This window comes from Citrobacter sp. Cpo091 (assembly GCF_030332645.1).
Lineage (GTDB): Bacteria > Pseudomonadota > Gammaproteobacteria > Enterobacterales > Enterobacteriaceae > Citrobacter > Citrobacter portucalensis.
The window spans coordinates 29,004-46,426 of the sequence record NZ_JAOWHL010000039.1 but is presented as its reverse complement, the minus strand read 5'-3'; the positions used below and the strand labels follow the sequence as shown (position 1 = coordinate 46,426).

Annotated in this window: 17 protein-coding genes; 9 read left to right on the top strand and 8 right to left on the bottom strand. The window is 53.2% G+C overall.

What is annotated here, in order from left to right:
- The first annotated feature begins 5 nt into the window (after positions 1–5).
- The 5 genes from dnaE to tilS all read left to right on the top strand — a co-directional run bounded on the left by dnaE (position 6) and on the right by tilS (position 8,511).
- Positions 6–3,488 (top strand): DNA polymerase III subunit alpha, encoded by a 3,483-nt coding sequence (dnaE, locus tag OGY04_RS16680; protein ID WP_008786271.1) that lies wholly within the window; start codon positions 6–8, stop codon positions 3,486–3,488.
- Positions 3,489–3,500: 12 nt separating this feature from the next.
- Positions 3,501–4,460, top strand: a complete 960-nt coding sequence (gene accA, locus OGY04_RS16675) for an acetyl-CoA carboxylase carboxyl transferase subunit alpha (RefSeq protein WP_003829164.1) — start codon at positions 3,501–3,503, stop codon at positions 4,458–4,460.
- A 99-nt stretch (positions 4,461–4,559) separates the two neighbouring features.
- On the top strand, positions 4,560–6,698 hold the full coding sequence (ldcC, locus tag OGY04_RS16670; protein WP_048236098.1) for a lysine decarboxylase LdcC: 2,139 nt from the start codon (positions 4,560–4,562) through the stop codon (positions 6,696–6,698).
- A 66-nt stretch (positions 6,699–6,764) separates the two neighbouring features.
- On the top strand, positions 6,765–7,154 hold the full coding sequence (locus OGY04_RS16665; RefSeq protein WP_003829160.1) for a VOC family protein: 390 nt from the start codon (positions 6,765–6,767) through the stop codon (positions 7,152–7,154).
- A 61-nt stretch (positions 7,155–7,215) separates the two neighbouring features.
- A complete protein-coding gene (gene tilS / locus OGY04_RS16660) occupies positions 7,216–8,511 on the top strand; it encodes a tRNA lysidine(34) synthetase TilS (RefSeq protein ID WP_032942411.1) in 1,296 nt (431 codons plus the stop codon).
- 42 nt (positions 8,512–8,553) lie between these two features.
- On the opposite strand, the gene rof is transcribed toward tilS, so the two are convergent.
- Both rof and OGY04_RS16650 read right to left on the bottom strand, forming a co-directional pair.
- Complete coding sequence (gene rof / locus OGY04_RS16655) at positions 8,554–8,814, bottom strand: Rho-binding antiterminator (protein WP_003018503.1); 261 nt, start codon at positions 8,812–8,814, stop codon at positions 8,554–8,556.
- Entirely contained in the window at positions 8,801–9,001 is a 201-nt protein-coding gene (locus tag OGY04_RS16650; protein WP_003018499.1) for a YaeP family protein, read from the bottom strand. Before OGY04_RS16650 ends, rof begins: the two co-directional genes overlap by 14 nt.
- A gap of 188 nt (positions 9,002–9,189) precedes the next feature.
- On the opposite strand from OGY04_RS16650, the gene OGY04_RS16645 reads away from it, so the two are divergent.
- The 3 genes from OGY04_RS16645 to nlpE are packed head-to-tail and all read left to right on the top strand — an operon-like array spanning position 9,190 to position 10,883.
- Positions 9,190–9,735 carry a YaeQ family protein gene (locus OGY04_RS16645; RefSeq protein WP_071446635.1) on the top strand — a complete coding sequence of 182 codons (546 nt, stop codon included), beginning with the start codon at positions 9,190–9,192 and terminating at the stop codon, positions 9,733–9,735.
- The gene (gene arfB, locus OGY04_RS16640; RefSeq protein WP_032942412.1) at positions 9,732–10,154 is read left to right on the top strand and encodes an alternative ribosome rescue aminoacyl-tRNA hydrolase ArfB; all 423 of its coding nucleotides are present in this window, start codon (positions 9,732–9,734) and stop codon (positions 10,152–10,154) included. The genes OGY04_RS16645 and arfB overlap by 4 nt, the downstream gene beginning before the upstream one ends.
- A 30-nt stretch (positions 10,155–10,184) precedes the next feature.
- The gene (gene nlpE / locus OGY04_RS16635) at positions 10,185–10,883 is read left to right on the top strand and encodes an envelope stress response activation lipoprotein NlpE (RefSeq protein ID WP_085951559.1); all 699 of its coding nucleotides are present in this window, start codon (positions 10,185–10,187) and stop codon (positions 10,881–10,883) included.
- 44 nt (positions 10,884–10,927) lie between these two features.
- On the opposite strand, the gene proS is transcribed toward nlpE, so the two are convergent.
- From proS to metN, 6 genes are all read right to left on the bottom strand, one after another.
- Positions 10,928–12,646, bottom strand: coding sequence for a proline--tRNA ligase (gene proS / locus OGY04_RS16630; RefSeq protein ID WP_003829149.1), 1,719 nt, complete (start codon positions 12,644–12,646; stop codon positions 10,928–10,930).
- Between the two features lie 113 nt (positions 12,647–12,759).
- Positions 12,760–13,467, bottom strand: a complete 708-nt coding sequence (tsaA, locus tag OGY04_RS16625) for a tRNA (N6-threonylcarbamoyladenosine(37)-N6)-methyltransferase TrmO (protein WP_275383505.1) — start codon at positions 13,465–13,467, stop codon at positions 12,760–12,762.
- Positions 13,464–13,868 (bottom strand): envelope stress sensor lipoprotein RcsF, encoded by a 405-nt coding sequence (rcsF, locus tag OGY04_RS16620; protein ID WP_003018477.1) that lies wholly within the window; start codon positions 13,866–13,868, stop codon positions 13,464–13,466. Before rcsF ends, tsaA begins: the two co-directional genes overlap by 4 nt.
- 116 nt (positions 13,869–13,984) lie before the next feature.
- Complete coding sequence (gene metQ / locus OGY04_RS16615; RefSeq protein ID WP_003829145.1) at positions 13,985–14,800, bottom strand: methionine ABC transporter substrate-binding lipoprotein MetQ; 816 nt, start codon at positions 14,798–14,800, stop codon at positions 13,985–13,987.
- 44 nt (positions 14,801–14,844) lie between these two features.
- Positions 14,845–15,498 carry a methionine ABC transporter permease MetI gene (locus OGY04_RS16610; protein WP_003018471.1) on the bottom strand — a complete coding sequence of 218 codons (654 nt, stop codon included), beginning with the start codon at positions 15,496–15,498 and terminating at the stop codon, positions 14,845–14,847.
- Positions 15,491–16,522: a methionine ABC transporter ATP-binding protein MetN gene (gene metN / locus OGY04_RS16605; protein WP_003829140.1), complete on the bottom strand. Its 1,032-nt coding sequence runs from the start codon at positions 16,520–16,522 to the stop codon at positions 15,491–15,493. The genes OGY04_RS16610 and metN overlap by 8 nt, the downstream gene beginning before the upstream one ends.
- Positions 16,523–16,711: 189 nt before the next feature.
- On the opposite strand from metN, the gene gmhB reads away from it, so the two are divergent.
- Positions 16,712–17,278 (top strand): D-glycero-beta-D-manno-heptose 1,7-bisphosphate 7-phosphatase, encoded by a 567-nt coding sequence (gmhB, locus tag OGY04_RS16600; protein WP_003829138.1) that lies wholly within the window; start codon positions 16,712–16,714, stop codon positions 17,276–17,278.
- Positions 17,279–17,423: the final 145 nt, after the last annotated feature.

Sequence of the window (17,423 nt, the reverse complement as noted above, 5' to 3'; positions counted from 1 at the left end):
TGAAGATGTCTGAACCACGTTTCGTCCACCTACGGGTGCACAGCGACTACTCCATGATCGATGGGCTGGCGAAAACCGGGCCGCTGGTGAAAAAGGCGGCCGCGTTAGGCATGCCTGCGCTGGCGATCACCGATTTTACCAACCTGTGTGGTCTGGTGAAGTTTTACGGAGCGGGCCACGGCGCGGGTATCAAGCCGATAGTTGGCGCAGATTTTCATGTCCGCAGTGAGCTGTTGGGTGATGAACTCACGCAGCTCACCGTGCTGGCCGCAAATAATACCGGCTATCAGAACCTGACGTTGTTGATTTCGAAAGCCTATCAGCGCGGCTATGGCGCAGAAGGACCGGTTATCGACCGGGACTGGTTGGTTGAGCTAAAAGAAGGTTTGATTTTGCTCTCCGGCGGTCGCATGGGCGATGTCGGACGCAGCCTGCTGCGCGGCAATAGCGCACTGGTTGACGAGTGCGTGGCGTTTTACGAAGAACATTTTCCCAATTGCTATTTCCTCGAACTGATTCGCACCGGCAGGCAAGATGAAGAAAATTATCTGCACGCAGCTGTAGCGCTAGCCGAAACGCGTGGTCTACCGGTGGTGGCGACTAACGATGTCCGCTTCCTGGAAACCGGAGATTTCGATGCGCATGAAATCCGCGTAGCGATCCACGACGGGTTCACCCTTGATGACCCGAAACGCCCGCGTAACTATTCGCCGCAGCAGTACATGCGCAGCGAAGATGAGATGTGCGAGCTGTTCTCCGATATTCCGGAAGCACTGCAAAACACCGTCGAGATAGCCAAACGCTGCAACGTGACGGTGCGTCTGGGCGAATACTTCCTGCCGCAGTTCCCGACCGGCGATATGACCACCGAGGATTTCCTCGTGGCGAAATCACGCGAAGGGCTGGAAGAACGTCTCGAATTTTTGTTCCCTGACCCTGAAGTTCGTGCGCAAAAGCGCCCGCCTTACGATGAACGTCTGGAAGTTGAACTTAAAGTTATCAACCAGATGGGATTCCCTGGCTACTTCCTGATCGTTATGGAATTTATCCAGTGGTCGAAAGATAACGGCGTACCGGTAGGCCCGGGACGTGGTTCCGGCGCTGGCTCACTTGTCGCCTATGCGCTGAAAATTACCGATCTCGACCCGCTGGAGTTTGACCTGCTGTTCGAACGTTTCCTTAACCCGGAACGTGTCTCAATGCCCGACTTCGACGTTGACTTCTGTATGGAGAAACGCGACCAGGTTATCGAGCACGTGGCGGAAATGTACGGTCGTGATGCGGTTTCGCAGATTATTACCTTTGGTACGATGGCTGCAAAAGCGGTTATCCGCGACGTGGGCCGCGTGCTGGGGCATCCGTACGGTTTCGTTGACCGTATTTCGAAACTGGTGCCGCCCGACCCGGGCATGACGCTGGCAAAAGCCTTTGAAGCCGAACCCCAACTGCCAGAAATCTATGAGGCAGATGAAGAGGTTAAAGCGCTGATCGATATGGCGCGTAAGCTGGAAGGCGTCACGCGTAACGCTGGTAAGCACGCCGGTGGTGTGGTTATCGCACCGACAAAAATTACTGATTTTGCGCCTCTGTACTGCGATGAGCAGGGGCTGCACCCGGTTACTCAGTTTGATAAGAACGACGTGGAATATGCCGGTCTTGTGAAGTTCGACTTCCTCGGCCTGCGTACGCTCACCATCATCAACTGGGCGCTGGAAATGATCAACGCGCGCCGTGAAAAGAACGGTGAGCCACCGCTGGATATTGCGGCTATCCCGCTGGATGACAAGAAAAGCTTCGATATGCTGCAACGCTCGGAGACCACGGCGGTCTTCCAGCTTGAATCCCGCGGTATGAAAGACCTGATCAAACGTCTGCAGCCTGACTGCTTCGAAGACATGATCGCACTGGTGGCTCTGTTCCGCCCAGGTCCGCTACAGTCGGGGATGGTAGATAACTTTATCGACCGTAAGCATGGTCGCGAAGAGATTTCCTACCCGGACGTACAATGGCAGCATGAGTGTCTGAAACCGGTACTGGAGCCGACCTACGGCATTATCCTGTATCAGGAACAGGTTATGCAGATTGCCCAGGAGTTGTCCGGGTACACCCTTGGCGGCGCGGATATGCTGCGTCGTGCGATGGGTAAGAAAAAGCCGGAAGAGATGGCTAAGCAGCGCGGCACCTTTGAAGAAGGGGCGAAAAAGCGCGGCGTAGACGGCGAACTGGCGATGAAAATCTTTGACCTGGTGGAGAAATTCGCCGGTTACGGATTTAACAAATCGCACTCCGCAGCCTATGCGCTGGTCTCTTACCAGACGCTGTGGCTGAAGGCGCATTATCCTGCTGAGTTTATGGCGGCGGTAATGACCGCCGATATGGATAACACTGAAAAAGTGGTCGGGCTGGTAGATGAATGCTGGCGTATGGGACTCAAAATCCTGCCGCCGGATATCAACTCCGGGCTTTACCATTTTCACGTGAATGATGATGGCGAGATTGTTTATGGCATCGGCGCGATAAAAGGCGTGGGTGAAGGACCAATTGAAGCTATTATTGAGGCGCGTAACGAAGGCGGTTACTTCCGTGAGCTGTTTGATCTCTGCGCGCGCACGGATATCAAAAAACTTAACCGCCGGGTGTTGGAAAAGCTAATTATGTCCGGGGCGTTTGATCGCCTTGGCCCGCATCGGGCGGCGTTGATGAATTCGCTCAACGATGCGCTAAAAGCCGCCGATCAGCATGCAAAAGCCGAAGCTATCGGTCAGGCCGATATGTTTGGCGTGCTGGCGGAAGAACCGGAGCAAATTGAACAATCCTATGCCAGTTGCCAACCGTGGCCGGAGCAGGTGGTATTAGATGGTGAGCGTGAAACGTTGGGGCTTTACCTGACGGGGCACCCCATCAACCAGTATTTAAAAGAAATTGAGCGCTATGTCGGAGGCTACAGGCTGAAAGACATGCATCCGACAGAACGTGGTAAAGTCACCACGGCTGCGGGGCTCGTCATTGCTGCGCGGGTAATGGTCACCAAGCGCGGCAATCGTATCGGCATCTGTACACTGGATGACCGTTCCGGACGTCTGGAAGTTATGTTGTTTACCGATGCTCTGGATAAATACCAGCAATTGCTGGAAAAAGACCGCATACTTATCGTCAGCGGACAGGTCAGCTTTGATGACTTCAGCGGCGGGCTTAAAATGATGGCCCGTGAAGTCATGGATATTGACGAAGCCCGGGAAAAATATGCTCGCGGGCTTGCTATCTCGCTGACGGACAGGCAAATTGATGACCAGCTTTTAAACCGACTCCGTCAGTCTCTGGAACCCCACCGCTCGGGGACAATTCCAGTACATCTCTACTATCAGAGGGCGGATGCACGTGCGCGGTTGCGTTTTGGCGCGACGTGGCGTGTCTCTCCGAGCGATCGTTTGCTAAACGATCTCCGTGGCCTTATTGGTTCGGAGCAGGTGGAACTGGAGTTTGACTAATACAGGAATACTATGAGTCTGAATTTCCTTGATTTTGAACAGCCGATTGCAGAGCTGGAAGCAAAAATCGATTCTTTGACTGCGGTTAGCCGTCAGGATGAGAAACTGGATATTAACATCGATGAAGAAGTGCATCGTCTGCGTGAAAAAAGCGTAGAACTGACGCGTAAAATCTTCGCCGATCTTGGCGCATGGCAGGTAGCCCAACTGGCGCGCCATCCACAGCGTCCGTACACCCTGGATTATGTCCGCCTGGCGTTTGATGAATTTGATGAGCTGGCGGGCGATCGTGCCTATGCGGATGATAAAGCTATTGTCGGCGGTATCGCGCGTCTGGATGGCCGTCCGGTGATGATCATTGGTCATCAGAAAGGCCGTGAGACCAAAGAAAAGATTCGCCGTAATTTCGGCATGCCAGCGCCGGAAGGCTATCGCAAAGCGCTGCGTCTGATGGAAATGGCCGAGCGTTTCAACATGCCGATCATTACCTTCATCGACACCCCAGGGGCTTACCCGGGCGTGGGCGCGGAAGAGCGTGGTCAGTCAGAAGCGATCGCGCGCAACCTGCGTGAAATGTCGCGTCTGAGCGTACCGGTAATCTGCACCGTTATCGGTGAAGGTGGTTCCGGTGGCGCGCTGGCGATCGGTGTAGGCGATAAAGTGAATATGCTGCAATACAGCACCTATTCCGTTATCTCCCCGGAAGGTTGTGCTTCAATTCTGTGGAAAAGCGCCGACAAAGCACCGCTGGCCGCAGAAGCGATGGGAATTGTTGCCCCGCGTCTGAAAGAGCTGAAGCTTATCGACTCTATCATTCCGGAACCGTTAGGCGGCGCACACCGCAATCCGGAAGTGATGGCTGCGTCCCTGAAAGCACAGCTGCTGGCCGATCTCGCCGATCTCGACGTGTTAAGCAAAGACGATCTGAAAAACCGTCGTTACCAGCGTCTGATGAGCTACGGTTACGCGTAAACTGCATTAATTCTGAAAAGGGCCACAACGTTGTGGCCCTTTTTTTTACCTGTGGTTTGGCCAGGCTATGATTAACTAAGGTTTTTCCAGGAGGAACGCATGAATATCATTGCCATCATGGGACCGCATGGCGTCTTTTATAAAGATGAGCCCATCAAGGAACTTGAACGTGCGCTGCAACAGCAGGGATTTCAGATTATCTGGCCGCAGAATAGCGTTGACCTGCTGAAGTTTATCGAACACAACCCGCGAATTTGCGGCGTCATTTTTGACTGGGATGAATATAGCCTGGAGCTGTGCAGTGACATCAACCAGCTCAACGAGTATCTCCCGCTCTACGCCTTTATTAATACCCATTCGACGATGGATGTCAGTGCGCACGACCTGCGCATGGCGCTGTGGTTTTTTGAGTATGCGCTGGGTCAGTCTGAAGACATTGCCACCCGCATTCGCCAGTACACCAGCGAATACCTCGATAACATCACGCCTCCGTTCACCAAGGCGCTGTTTACCTATGTGAAGGAAGGAAAGTATACCTTCTGTACGCCCGGGCACATGGCGGGGACGGCGTACCAGAAAAGCCCGGTCGGCTGCCTGTTCTATGATTTCTTTGGCGGCAATACGCTGAAAGCCGACGTGTCCATTTCCGTAACCGAACTGGGTTCATTGCTTGATCATACCGGTCCGCACCTCGAAGCGGAGGAGTACATCGCGCGTACTTTTGGTGCCGAACAGAGCTATATGGTGACCAACGGCACCTCGACGTCGAACAAGATTGTCGGCATGTATGCTGCGCCTGCAGGCAGTACGTTACTGATTGACCGCAACTGCCATAAGTCGCTGGCGCATTTGCTGATGATGAGCGATGTGGTGCCAATCTGGCTGAAGCCTACGCGTAACGCGTTGGGGATCCTCGGCGGTATACCCCGTCGGGAATTTACCCGTGCAAGTATTGAACGCAAGGTAGAAGAGACGACTCAGGCGCAATGGCCGGTACACGCGGTGATCACCAACTCCACCTATGACGGGCTGCTTTATAACACCAACTGGATCAAGCAAACCCTGGATGTGTCCTCCATCCATTTTGATTCAGCCTGGGTGCCGTATACCCATTTTCATCCGATCTATCAGGGGAAAAGCGGGATGAGCGGCGAACGGGTACCGGGAAAGGTGATATTTGAAACCCAGTCCACCCACAAGATGCTGGCGGCGTTGTCACAGGCTTCGCTGATCCACATTAAGGGTGACTATGATGAAGACACGTTCAACGAAGCCTTTATGATGCACACCTCCACGTCTCCGAGCTATCCGATTGTGGCGTCGATAGAAACGGCGGCGGCAATGCTGCGTGGCAATTCCGGCAAGCGGTTAATCAATCGTTCGGTGGAACGGGCGCTGCATTTCCGTAAAGAAGTGCAGCGTCTGCGCGAAGAGTCGGATGGCTGGTTCTTTGATATCTGGCAGCCTGAAAAGGTCGATGAAGCAGAATGTTGGCCGGTAGCGCCAGGTGAAGACTGGCACGGATTTGTTGATGCTGATGCCGACCACATGTTCCTCGACCCGGTGAAGGTCACGATTCTGACGCCGGGAATGGATGAACAGGGAAATATGAGCGAAGAGGGGATCCCCGCGGCGCTGGTGGCGAAATTCCTTGATGAACGCGGCGTCGTCGTCGAAAAAACGGGACCGTATAACCTGTTGTTCCTGTTCAGTATTGGCATAGATAAGACCCGGGCGATGGGGCTGCTACGTGGCCTGACGGAATTTAAGCGCTCGTACGATCTGAATTTACGCGTGAAAAATATGCTGCCGGATCTGTATGCTGAAGATCCCGATTTCTATCGCAATATGCGTATTCAGGATCTGGCGCAGGGGATCCATAAGCTTATCCGCCAGCACGATCTCTCCGGACTGATGCTGCGGGCATTTGATACCTTGCCGGAAATGAAAATGACACCGCACCAGGCCTGGCAGCGGCAGATCAAAGGTGAGGTGGAAACCGTGGCGCTTGATCAACTGGTAGGACGCGTGTCCGCCAATATGATCCTGCCTTATCCTCCAGGCGTGCCGCTCTTGATGCCCGGGGAAATGATCACTGCCAAAAGCCGGGCTGTCCTCGATTTTCTTCTGATGCTGTGTTCAGTGGGGCAGCGCTACCCGGGATTTGAAACCGATATCCATGGCGCTAAACTGGGCGAGGATGGCGTGTATCGCGTGAGAGTCTTAAAAATGGCATAACGACTTGCCTGACCCTAAGACGTACGAGTAACGTGCTGACAGAAAAATGAAAGAGGCGATGACGCTATGCTGGGATTAAAACAGGTTCACCATATTGCCATTATTGCGACGGACTACGCGGCGAGTAAGGCATTTTACTGCGATGTGCTTGGCTTTACACTGATGAGCGAAGCCTATCGGGAAGAGAGAGACTCGTGGAAAGGCGATCTGGCATTGAACGGCCAGTATGTGATTGAGCTTTTTTCTTTCCCGTTTCCACCTTGCCGTCCGAGCCGACCGGAAGCCTGCGGTTTGCGTCATCTGGCGTTCAGCGTGGAGGATGTGGAAAAGTCGATCGCGCATCTGGAAGCACACCACGTGAAGTGTGAATCCATACGTATCGATCCATTTACCGGTAAACGCTTTACGTTTTTCAACGATCCGGACGGATTGCCCCTCGAACTGTACGAGCTGTAAGGCTTGTCATTGTGGCATTAGCCCGGTAACGTGCCGGGCAATGCCATTGTAAGTAACCATCATGACGACACTCACGCTGAACACTTCACTGCTGAATTCTCAATCGATTTTGGTCGCCTTTAGCGGCGGGCTGGACTCAACCGTACTCCTGCATCAGCTGGTGCAGTGGCGAGCGCAGCATCCTGAGGTCGCTTTACGCGCAATCCATATTCATCACGGATTAAGCCCACATGCAGACAGTTGGGTGCAGCACTGTGAGTCAGTATGTATGCAGTGGCAGGTGCCGCTAGTGGTTGAGCGGGTACACCTTGAGGATGATGGTCTGGGCATCGAAGCTCAGGCACGACGCGCGCGCTATCAGGCATTTGCGCAGACCTTACTACCGGGCGAGGTGCTAATGACCGCCCAGCATCTCGATGACCAGTGTGAAACCTTTCTGCTGGCGCTTAAGCGCGGCAGCGGCCCTGCCGGACTTTCCGCCATGGGGGAATGTTCACCGTTCGCCGGAACTCAGCTGATTCGACCGCTGCTGGCGCAAACGCGTGAGGCGCTTGAAGCATGGGCGCGGCAGCATGAATTATGCTGGATTGAAGATGAAAGCAATCAGGATGATACCTACGATCGCAATTTCCTCAGATTGCGCGTTACCCCATTGCTGCAACAGCGCTGGCCGCACTTCGCGCAAGCCGTAGCCCGCAGCGCCGCGCTGTGTGCTGAGCAGGAGAGTTTACTGGATGAACTGCTGGCCAGCGATTTAGCCGATTGCATCACAGCCCACGGCACACTGCTACTGGTACCGTTAATGATGATGAGCGACGTGCGTCGTGCCGCGCTGCTTCGTCGCTGGCTGGCGGGGTTAAATGCGCCGATGCCTTCTCGTGATGGACTGGAACGTATCTGGCAGGAAGTGGCGCTGGCGCGGGAAGATGCCTCACCCTGTTTTCGCCTCGGGGAGTACGAGGTCCGTCGTTATCAGTCACAGCTGTGGTGGGTGAAGTCAGTCGATGGGCAAAGCGAAACCGTTATCCCATGGTTAGAGTGGAAAACACCGTTGGCGCTGCCTGCCGGATTGGGTTCGGTTCAGTTAATTTCTGCGGGTGAATTGCGCATGCCGCAAGCGGATGAAGCTGTCAGCATTCGTTTCAAAGCACCAGGGTTATTGCATATTGTCGGGCGTAACGGTGGACGGAAATTAAAGAAAATCTGGCAGGAGCAGGGGATCCCGCCCTGGCGACGAGATACCACACCGCTGCTGTTTTACGGCGAAACGTTGATTGCGGCTGCGGGTGTTTTCGTGACGCGTGAGGGAGCGGCGGATGATGAAGAAGGCGTGAGTCTGGTTTGGCGTGGAAAGTAGGCCGGATAAGGTGCTTTGCACCGTCATCCGGCACCAAAATAATCAGGATTCGCTGACCACCACGGTACCGATCTGCGGGTGGCTGAAGCTGGCAATTTTGTCGAGGCGAAGCTCCCGGGTTTCACCTGCGACATCTGCGACCAGATACTCCACGTTTTTGCGTGAAACCAGGTCGTTCGCTTTCGCCTGCAAAACTTCGCCATCTTTTAACGCCAGCGTCAGTAACAAATGGTGCTGGCAGGCGAGTTCAAGATTGTCGTAATCATCGCAGTTGATGGGTTGATACGTTTCATTCATTGACATAATCGCTCACCAGTAAGTTCGCGGCAGCATAGGCCGCTTTTTCCCTGACCGACTCTGGAAGGGCGCTGTCTGCCGCCACTTCATTAAGCACCTTCAATACGCAACCCAGCGCATCCGGGATATACCCTAAGTCTCCGCTGGCGATTTCCGCGTACCGCTTGCGTATTAACTCACAATATTTTTCCACATGCCCTCCTGTCAGCACTCTGACTTAACCGTGGATGCAAGTCTAAGCCTACGAAGATAAACTCTGTTTAGCAAGGTGACTATACCATACTCATTCAAGCAATATCAGCGCCTTGATAGATGAGCAGTTAGCAGCCTTTTGCCGCAGTTTTCGCTACAATGTGCGCCTGATTCGAAAGGAGTTCTCCCATGGCGCTTAAAGCGACAATTTATAAAGCCGTCGTCAACGTAGCGGATCTTGACCGCAACCAGTTTCTTGACGCGGCCTTGACGCTGGCGCGTCACCCCTCTGAAACCCAGGAGCGCATGATGCTGCGCCTGCTGGCCTGGATTAAATATGCCGATGAACGGCTGCAGTTCACGCGTGGCCTGAGCGCGGAAGACGAGCCTGAAGCATGGCTGCGTAACGACCATCTGGGCATCGATCTTTGGATTGAGCTGGGTCTGCCGGATGAGCGCCGTATCAAGAAAGCCTGTACCCAGTCTGGTGAGGTTGCTCTGTTTGCCTACAACAGCCGTGCGGCTCAGATCTGGTGGCAGCAAAACCAGAACAAATGTGTGCAGTTTAAAAATCTCACCGTGTGGTATCTGGATGATGAACAGCTGGCGCAACTGAGTGATTTTGCTGGTCGTACAATGGCGCTGCAGGCGACTATTCAGGACGGCGCTATTTGGCTGTCCGATTCTCAGAACAATCTGGAAATTCATCTGACCGCGTGGCAGCCGCGTTCATGATTGTTCTCTCCCGAAACGTCTCTATCCCTGATAATGAGCTGGAAATCACGGCGATTCGGGCACAAGGCGCGGGTGGTCAGCACGTTAACAAGACCTCGACGGCTATCCATTTGCGCTTTGACATTCGGGCCTCGAGCCTGCCAGAGTATTACAAGGAACGCCTGCTGGCCGCCAGCCATCATCTGATTAGCGGCGATGGCATTATTATCATTAAGGCGCAGGAATACCGTAGCCAGGAGCTCAATCGGGAAGCGGCAATCTCCCGACTGGTGGCGGTGATAAAAGAATTAACCGCGGTGCAAAAAAGCCGACAGGCAACTCGCCCTACGCGCGCCTCGAAAGAGCGCAGGTTGTCATCGAAGGCGCAAAAATCCACAGTGAAAGCACTGCGCGGGAGAGTTCGTCGAACGCAAGACTGACGAGCGGGAATAAAAATTAATAAGGAATTGATAGTGAAAACAGCAATATTGTCCGTGGTCGCTGCATGCACGCTTTTTTCCTTGATCGGCTGTAATAATCGTACTGAAGTTGAAGTACTACAGCCGACGCGGGCGGCAGAATTAAAACCGATGCAGCAAAGCTGGCGTGGCATCTTACCTTGCGCGGACTGCGAAGGGATTGAAACCTCTCTGTTTCTGGAAAAAGACGGTACATGGGTGATGAACGAACGCTATCAGGGCGTGCGGGATGAACCGTCTTCATTTGCCTCTTATGGCACATGGGCGCGTACAGCCGACAAACTGGTGCTGACCGACAGCAAAGGTGAAAAGTCGTACTACCGGGCTAAAGGCGAGGCGCTGGAAATGCTCGATCGTGAAGGTAACCCGATTGAGTCACAGTTTAACTACACGCTCCAGCCGGTTTCCGCCAGCTTACCGGTGACGCCAATGCCGATGCGAGGCATGTATTTCTACATGGCTGACGCGGCAATCTTTACCGACTGCGCAACGGGTAAACGGATGCCGGTGGCGAATAACGCTCAGCTTGAACGCGACTATTTAGCCGCTCGTGCGGAAAACGGACAGTCCGTACTGCTGACGCTTGAGGCGCATTTCACGCTGGAGTCAAACCCGGATACAGGTGAGAAAGTGAAAACGTTGATGGCGGATAAAGACGCGAAATTTATCCCTGGTAAAGCGTGTAATTAATCGATAGAAAAAAGGCCCTGATAATCAGGGCCTTTTTGTTGGTATTAGCCTTTAATGGCTTTGACCAGGAAGTCGACGATGTCGCCGGTTTTAATCAGCTCTTTCTCGCCGTTACGACGGTATTTGTATTCGATATCGTCGTTGTCGAGGTTACGGTCGCCCAGCACGATGGTGTGTGGGATACCGATCAGTTCCATATCGGCAAACATCACGCCCGGACGCTCTTTACGATCGTCCATCAGCACTTCGATACCCTGCGCGCGCAGCTCAGCATACAGCTTTTCAGCCAACTCTTGCACACGGTAGGATTTGTGCATGTTCATCGGCAGAATGGCGACCTGGAACGGGGCAATGGCATCTGGCCATACGATGCCACGATCGTCAAAGTTCTGTTCAATAGCAGCAGCGACTACGCGAGTGACCCCGATACCGTAGCAGCCCATAGTCAGCGTCTGGTTACGGCCATCTTCGCCCTGAACAGCGGCTTTCATCGCTTCAGAGTACTTGGTACCCAACTGGAAGATGTGGCCGACTTCGATACCGCGTTTGATCATCAGCGTACCTTTGCCGTCCGGGCTAGGGTCGCCGGCGACCACGTTACGGATGTCAGCAACTTCCGGGGTGGCCACGTCGCGATCCCAGTTGATACCGAAATAGTGTTTACCGTCGATGTTGGCACCGGCAGCGAAATCGCTCATTACTGCAACGGTACGGTCGATAACCACCGGAATTGGCATATTCACCGGACCGAGCGAGCCAGGACCTGCTTTTACCAGCGCACGAATTTCTTCTTCGGTGGCAAAGGTCAGCGGGCTGGCAACCTGCGGCAGTTTTTCCGCTTTGACTTCGTTCAGCTCGTGATCGCCACGAACCAGCAGGGCGACCAGCGGGTAGCTGCTGCCTTCAACCGCTTTCACCAGCAGGGTTTTCACGGTTTTTTCGATAGGCAGGTTGAACTGCTCAACCAGTTCGGCGATGGTTTTAGCGTTCGGCGTATCTACCAGCGTCATTTCCTGGGTTGCTGCCGCGCGCGGCTCTTTCGGCGCAACGGCTTCGGCAAATTCGATGTTCGCCGCATAGTCAGAGGAGTCGGAGAAGATCACATCGTCTTCGCCGCTCTGCGCCAGCACCTGGAATTCGTGAGAGGCGCTGCCGCCGATAGAACCGGTATCCGCTTGTACTGCACGGAAATCCAGCCCCATACGGCTGAAGATTTTGCTATACGCAGCGTACATCGCGTCGTAGGTTTCCTGCAGGGATTCCTGAGAGGTGTGGAAAGAGTATGCATCTTTCATCAGGAATTCGCGGGAGCGCATCACGCCGAAGCGCGGACGGACTTCGTCACGGAATTTGGTCTGGATCTGATAGAAGTTCAGCGGCAGCTGTTTGTAAGAGCTCAGCTCGTTACGGATCAGGTCGGTGATCACTTCTTCATGCGTTGGGCCGAGGACGAACGAACGATCGCCACGGTCAGCAATACGCAGCAGTTCCGGGCCGTATTGTTCCCAACGGCCGCTCTCTTCCCACAGTTCAGAAGGCTGAACGACCGGCATCAACACCTCGATCGCACCGGCGTTGTTCATCTCTTCACGCACGATGTTTTCGACTTTTTTCAGGACGCGCACGCCGGTCGGCAGCCAGGTATATAACCCGGAGGCCAGCTTGCGGATCATCCCGGCGCGCAGCATCAGCTGGTGGCTGATGACTTCGGCGTCGGCAGGTGTCTCCTTCAGAGTGGAGAGCAGATATTGGCTAGTACGCATGTTGTTACGGTTCCAGTTGAACGATCGAACAGGCTCAAAACGAGCCTGGCACAAAACAAAAGTGGTTTAGTTTACCAGCGAGAAAGGGATGTCAAAAGAGTACGCGACGCAAATTAGCGGGCTTCCAGAGCAAAGACCTCAAATCCTGACGGCGTGACGCGCCAGCGGACGTTAAAGTCCAGCAGCCAGACGGCGTAGGTTTTGCCTTCTTCCTCGTTTTTACGGTAGGCAGGACGCGGATCCTGCGCCAGCACTTCGGCAATAAACTGACGAAGATGCGGGTAACGTTGTTCGAGCTTCGGTAGCTGCTCCGCGAGATCTTCACTGAACGTCACGTCTACGCTGGCCTTGGGGGCATCCTGAGCATAGCTGGCGCGAGCATCGGGTAACGATTCGGCAAACGGCAGATACGGTTTTATATCTACGACTGGCGTGCCATCAACAAGATCCAGCCCACCGAGTTCGAGGATCACGTGCTCTTTATGGCAGCGGATGCCCCGTAGCTCGACCAACGACATGCCAACAGGGTTAGGACGAAACGTTGAACGCGTGGCAAAGACACCCATTCTGGCGTTGCCGCCAAGGCGGGGAGGGCGCACGGTCGGACGCCATCCACCTTCCATTGTCTGGTGAAAAACAAAAATCACCCACAAATGACTGAAGGCTTCCAGGCCGCGAACGGCATCGGCCTGGTTATAAGGTGCGAGCAAATGCAGTTCACCGCTGGCGCTTTTCACCAGACCGGGCTGGCGTGGAACGGCGAACTTTTCTTTATAAGGTGAGCGGATAACGCCTATTTGCTCGAACTGAAAATGGCTCATTTCGCCGAAATGTTCAGTGCAGAACCGATGCAAACCGCCTGACGATAGCAACCCGGCGTTCCGCTGGTCACTTCGCAACTGTGCAGCAATACCGCATTAGCTTTCATTTTTGATGCGTTAATCTGCATGCGTTTGCGTGCGGTTGGAATGCTCGGAGGGGAATCCTGGTTTGAAGCCTGGCAGGATTCACCGCTAACTTCGCCAAGATCGCGGAACGGTTTGCCTACTAAATCTTCAGCGTTAGTAATGATTCTTACCGGCGTAGCGCGCGGTGCTTTCGGTTTTTCCGGCTCCGCTTTCGGCGGGGTTGCGGTGCTTTGAACGGGTTCAACAGGGGATCTGCTTAACATAGAACAGCCGCTCAGCAAGAGTGCTACTAAACAGATCGGTAAAGCACGCATAATATTTCCTCAATGAATGATCTAAACGTCAGATATTGAATCAGGTGCTTGCATAAATGACAAGACGGGCAAGCGCCCGTCCTGATGATATTACAGATTCTGTAAACAGCCTAAAATTACCAGCCCTTAACAGCACCGCCGTTGAAGACTTTGTTTGCTGCTTCGTACACTTCGTCAGACTGGTATGCTTCAACGAATTTCTTCACGTTCTCAGCATCTTTATTGTCTTCACGAGTTACAATCAGGTTTACGTACGGGGAATCTTTATCTTCAACAAAGATACCGTCTTTTGCCGGAGTCAGGCCGATCTGGCTGGCGTAGGTGGTGTTGATGACCGCCAGTGCGATTTGTGCATCGTCCAGGGAACGCGGCAGCTGCGGTGCTTCCAGTTCAACCAGCTTCAGGTTTTTCGGGTTTTCAATCACGTCCAGCGCGGTTGGCAGCAGGCCAACACCGTCTTTCAGTTTGATTAAGCCCACTTTTTGCAGCAGCAGCAAGGAACGGCCAAGGTTAGTCGGGTCGTTTGGAATCGCGACCTGGGAACCGTCCTGCAGCTCATCCAGCGATTTGATTTTTTTGGAGTAGCCCGCAATCGGGTAAACAAAAGTATTGCCTACAGCAACCAGCTTGTAACCACGATCTTTGATCTGCTGGTCCAGGTATGGTTTGTGCTGGAAGGCGTTAGCATCGATATCGCCTTTGCTCAGCGCTTCGTTAGGCAGAACGTAATCGTTAAACGTGACCAGCTCAACGTCCAGACCGTATTTTTCTTTTGCCACTTTCTGCGCGACTTCTGCAACCTGCTGCTCTGCGCCAACAATAACGCCCACTTTGATGTGATTAGGATCTTTTTCATCCTGACCGCAACCCACAAGTGCCAGAGAACCGATCAGGGCTCCAACTGCCGCAAAGGTTTTGAATTTGAACGCCATGCTTATTTCCTTTTCTTAATGAGTTTTTAGTGTTGTGTGCAACGTTATTTGTGCGTGACAGCCCGGACGATGCGATCGCCGGATAACTGAATTAAATAAACCAGAACGACGAGCAATACCAGTACTGTATTCATTACGGTAGCGTTGTAACCAATATAGCCGTACTGATAGCCAATCTGTCCAAGACCACCGGCACCGACGGCACCGCCCATCGCGGAGTAACCAACCAGCGTGATAAGGGTGATGGTGGCCGCATTGACCAGTCCTGGCAGCGCTTCTGGCAGTAATACCTTACGTACAATTTGCAGCGGTGTGGCGCCCATCGCACGAGAGGCTTCTATCAGCCCGGTCGGGATTTCGAGCAGCGCGTTTTCCACCATACGGGCGATAAACGGCGCGGCACCGACAGTCAGCGGAACGATAGCTGCCTGCAGTCCGATAGAGGTGCCTACGATCATGCGGGTGAACGGAATCATCCACACCAGTAAGATGATGAACGGGATGGAACGGAAAATGTTCACCAGCGCAGAGAGCGTACGGTAGAGCTTCGCGTTCTCAATAATTTGCCCCGGACGCGTTACATACAGCAACACGCCGACCGGCAGACCAATCACAAAGCCAAAAAAACCGGACACAAAGGTCATTGCCAGCGTTTCCCATACGCCGCGAACCAGCAGCCACATCATCGGCTCAGACATAACCCAGTACCTCTACTTTTACATGGTGTTCCTGCAACCAGCTAATGGCTGCTTGTGTATCTTCCTGTGTGCCGTGCATTTCAGTCAGCATGATGCCGAACTTTACACCGCCGGCGTAATCCATCTGCGCGCTAATAATGTTGTTATTCACATTAAAGCGACGGGCCGTCTCAGAAAGTAGCGGTGCATCGACCGAATGACCGGTGAATTCCATACGCAGCATCGGCACGCTGTCGGCTTCCGGCTCCGCTTTTAAACGTTCCAGATAATCTTCCGGAATATCCAGGTGCAGCGTGGACTGGATAAATTTCTGTGCCAGCGGCGTTTTCGGGTGTGAGAACACTTCACTAACGGTGTCTTGCTCAATCAGTTCACCATTACTGATGACCGCCACGCAGTCACAAATACGTTTTACAACGTCCATCTCGTGAGTAATCAGCAGAATGGTGAGTCCCAGACGACGATTAATATCTTTCAATAATTCCAGAATCGAGCGTGTCGTTGCCGGATCGAGTGCGCTGGTGGCTTCATCGCACAGCAACACTTTGGGATTACTTGCCAGCGCACGGGCGATCGCCACACGCTGTTTTTGTCCACCGGAAAGGTTGGCCGGGTAGCTATCGTGCTTGTCTCCAAGACCAACCAAATCCAACAGTTCTGTTACGCGGCGTTTGATCTCTTCTTTTGGCGTGTTATCCAGTTCCAGCGGTAGTGCGACGTTACCGAACACCGTACGGGAAGAGAGCAGGTTAAAGTGCTGAAAAATCATGCCGATTTGACGGCGAGCTTTAGTCAGCTCCGACTCAGAAAGCGTGGTCAGCTCCTGACCGCCAACCTGAACACTGCCTTCGGTAGGGCGTTCGAGTAGGTTAACGCAGCGGATGAGCGTACTTTTACCGGCACCGGAGGCGCCAATAACGCCATAAATCTGCCCGGCAGGAACATGCAGGCTGACATTATTTAGCGCCTGAATGGTGCGAGTCCCCTGCTGGAACACTTTGGTGATATTCGAAAGTTTAATCATTGGTTATTTATTATCGTAATTAAGTTAGCCGTGGCATTTTCGTCTGTCAGGTACGGTCGAAGCCGTCAACAAGATGGATGTTAAGGCATCCAGACGTCTAAATCAATCGGGCTTTGCACGATGAGCACTTTCTTGCCCGCTGAAACATGCGATACTAGAGTCACATGCCTTATTCAGGAGCTATAAAAGGTGGCAAAGTCTGTACCCGCAATTTTTCTCGACCGTGACGGTACCATTAATGTGGACCACGGTTATGTACATGAGATCGACGAGTTTGAGTTTATCGACGGCGTTATTGATGCCATGCGTGAACTTAAGAAAATGGGTTACGCGCTTATTATCGTGACGAACCAGTCTGGTATCGCGCGCGGTAAATTTACTGAGGCGCAGTTTGAAACGTTGACCGAATGGATGGACTGGTCGCTGGCCGATCGCGACGTTGAGCTGGATGGTATCTACTACTGCCCGCATCACCCGCAGGGTACTGTAGAAGAGTATCGTCAGGTCTGCGACTGCCGTAAACCGCATCCTGGCATGTTTATCTCCGCCCGAGACTTCTTGCACATCGATATGGCCGCTTCTTATATGGTAGGCGACAAAATTGAAGATATGCAGGCGGCGGCAGCTGCGAATGTTGGCACGAAGGTATTGGTGCGCACAGGCAAACCCGTCACGCCGGAAGCAGAAAATGCGGCAGATTTGGTCATAAATAGTCTGGCAGACCTGCCAATGGCGATAAAAAAGCAGCAAAAGTAAGCGTTGTGGATAAAAGGTGAGCGGTTGAAACAAAAATGCATTTTTCCGCTTGTCTTCCTGAGTCGACTCCCTATAATGCGCCTCCATCGACACGGCGGATGTGAATCACTTCACACAAACAGCCGGTTCGGTTGAAGAGAAAAAC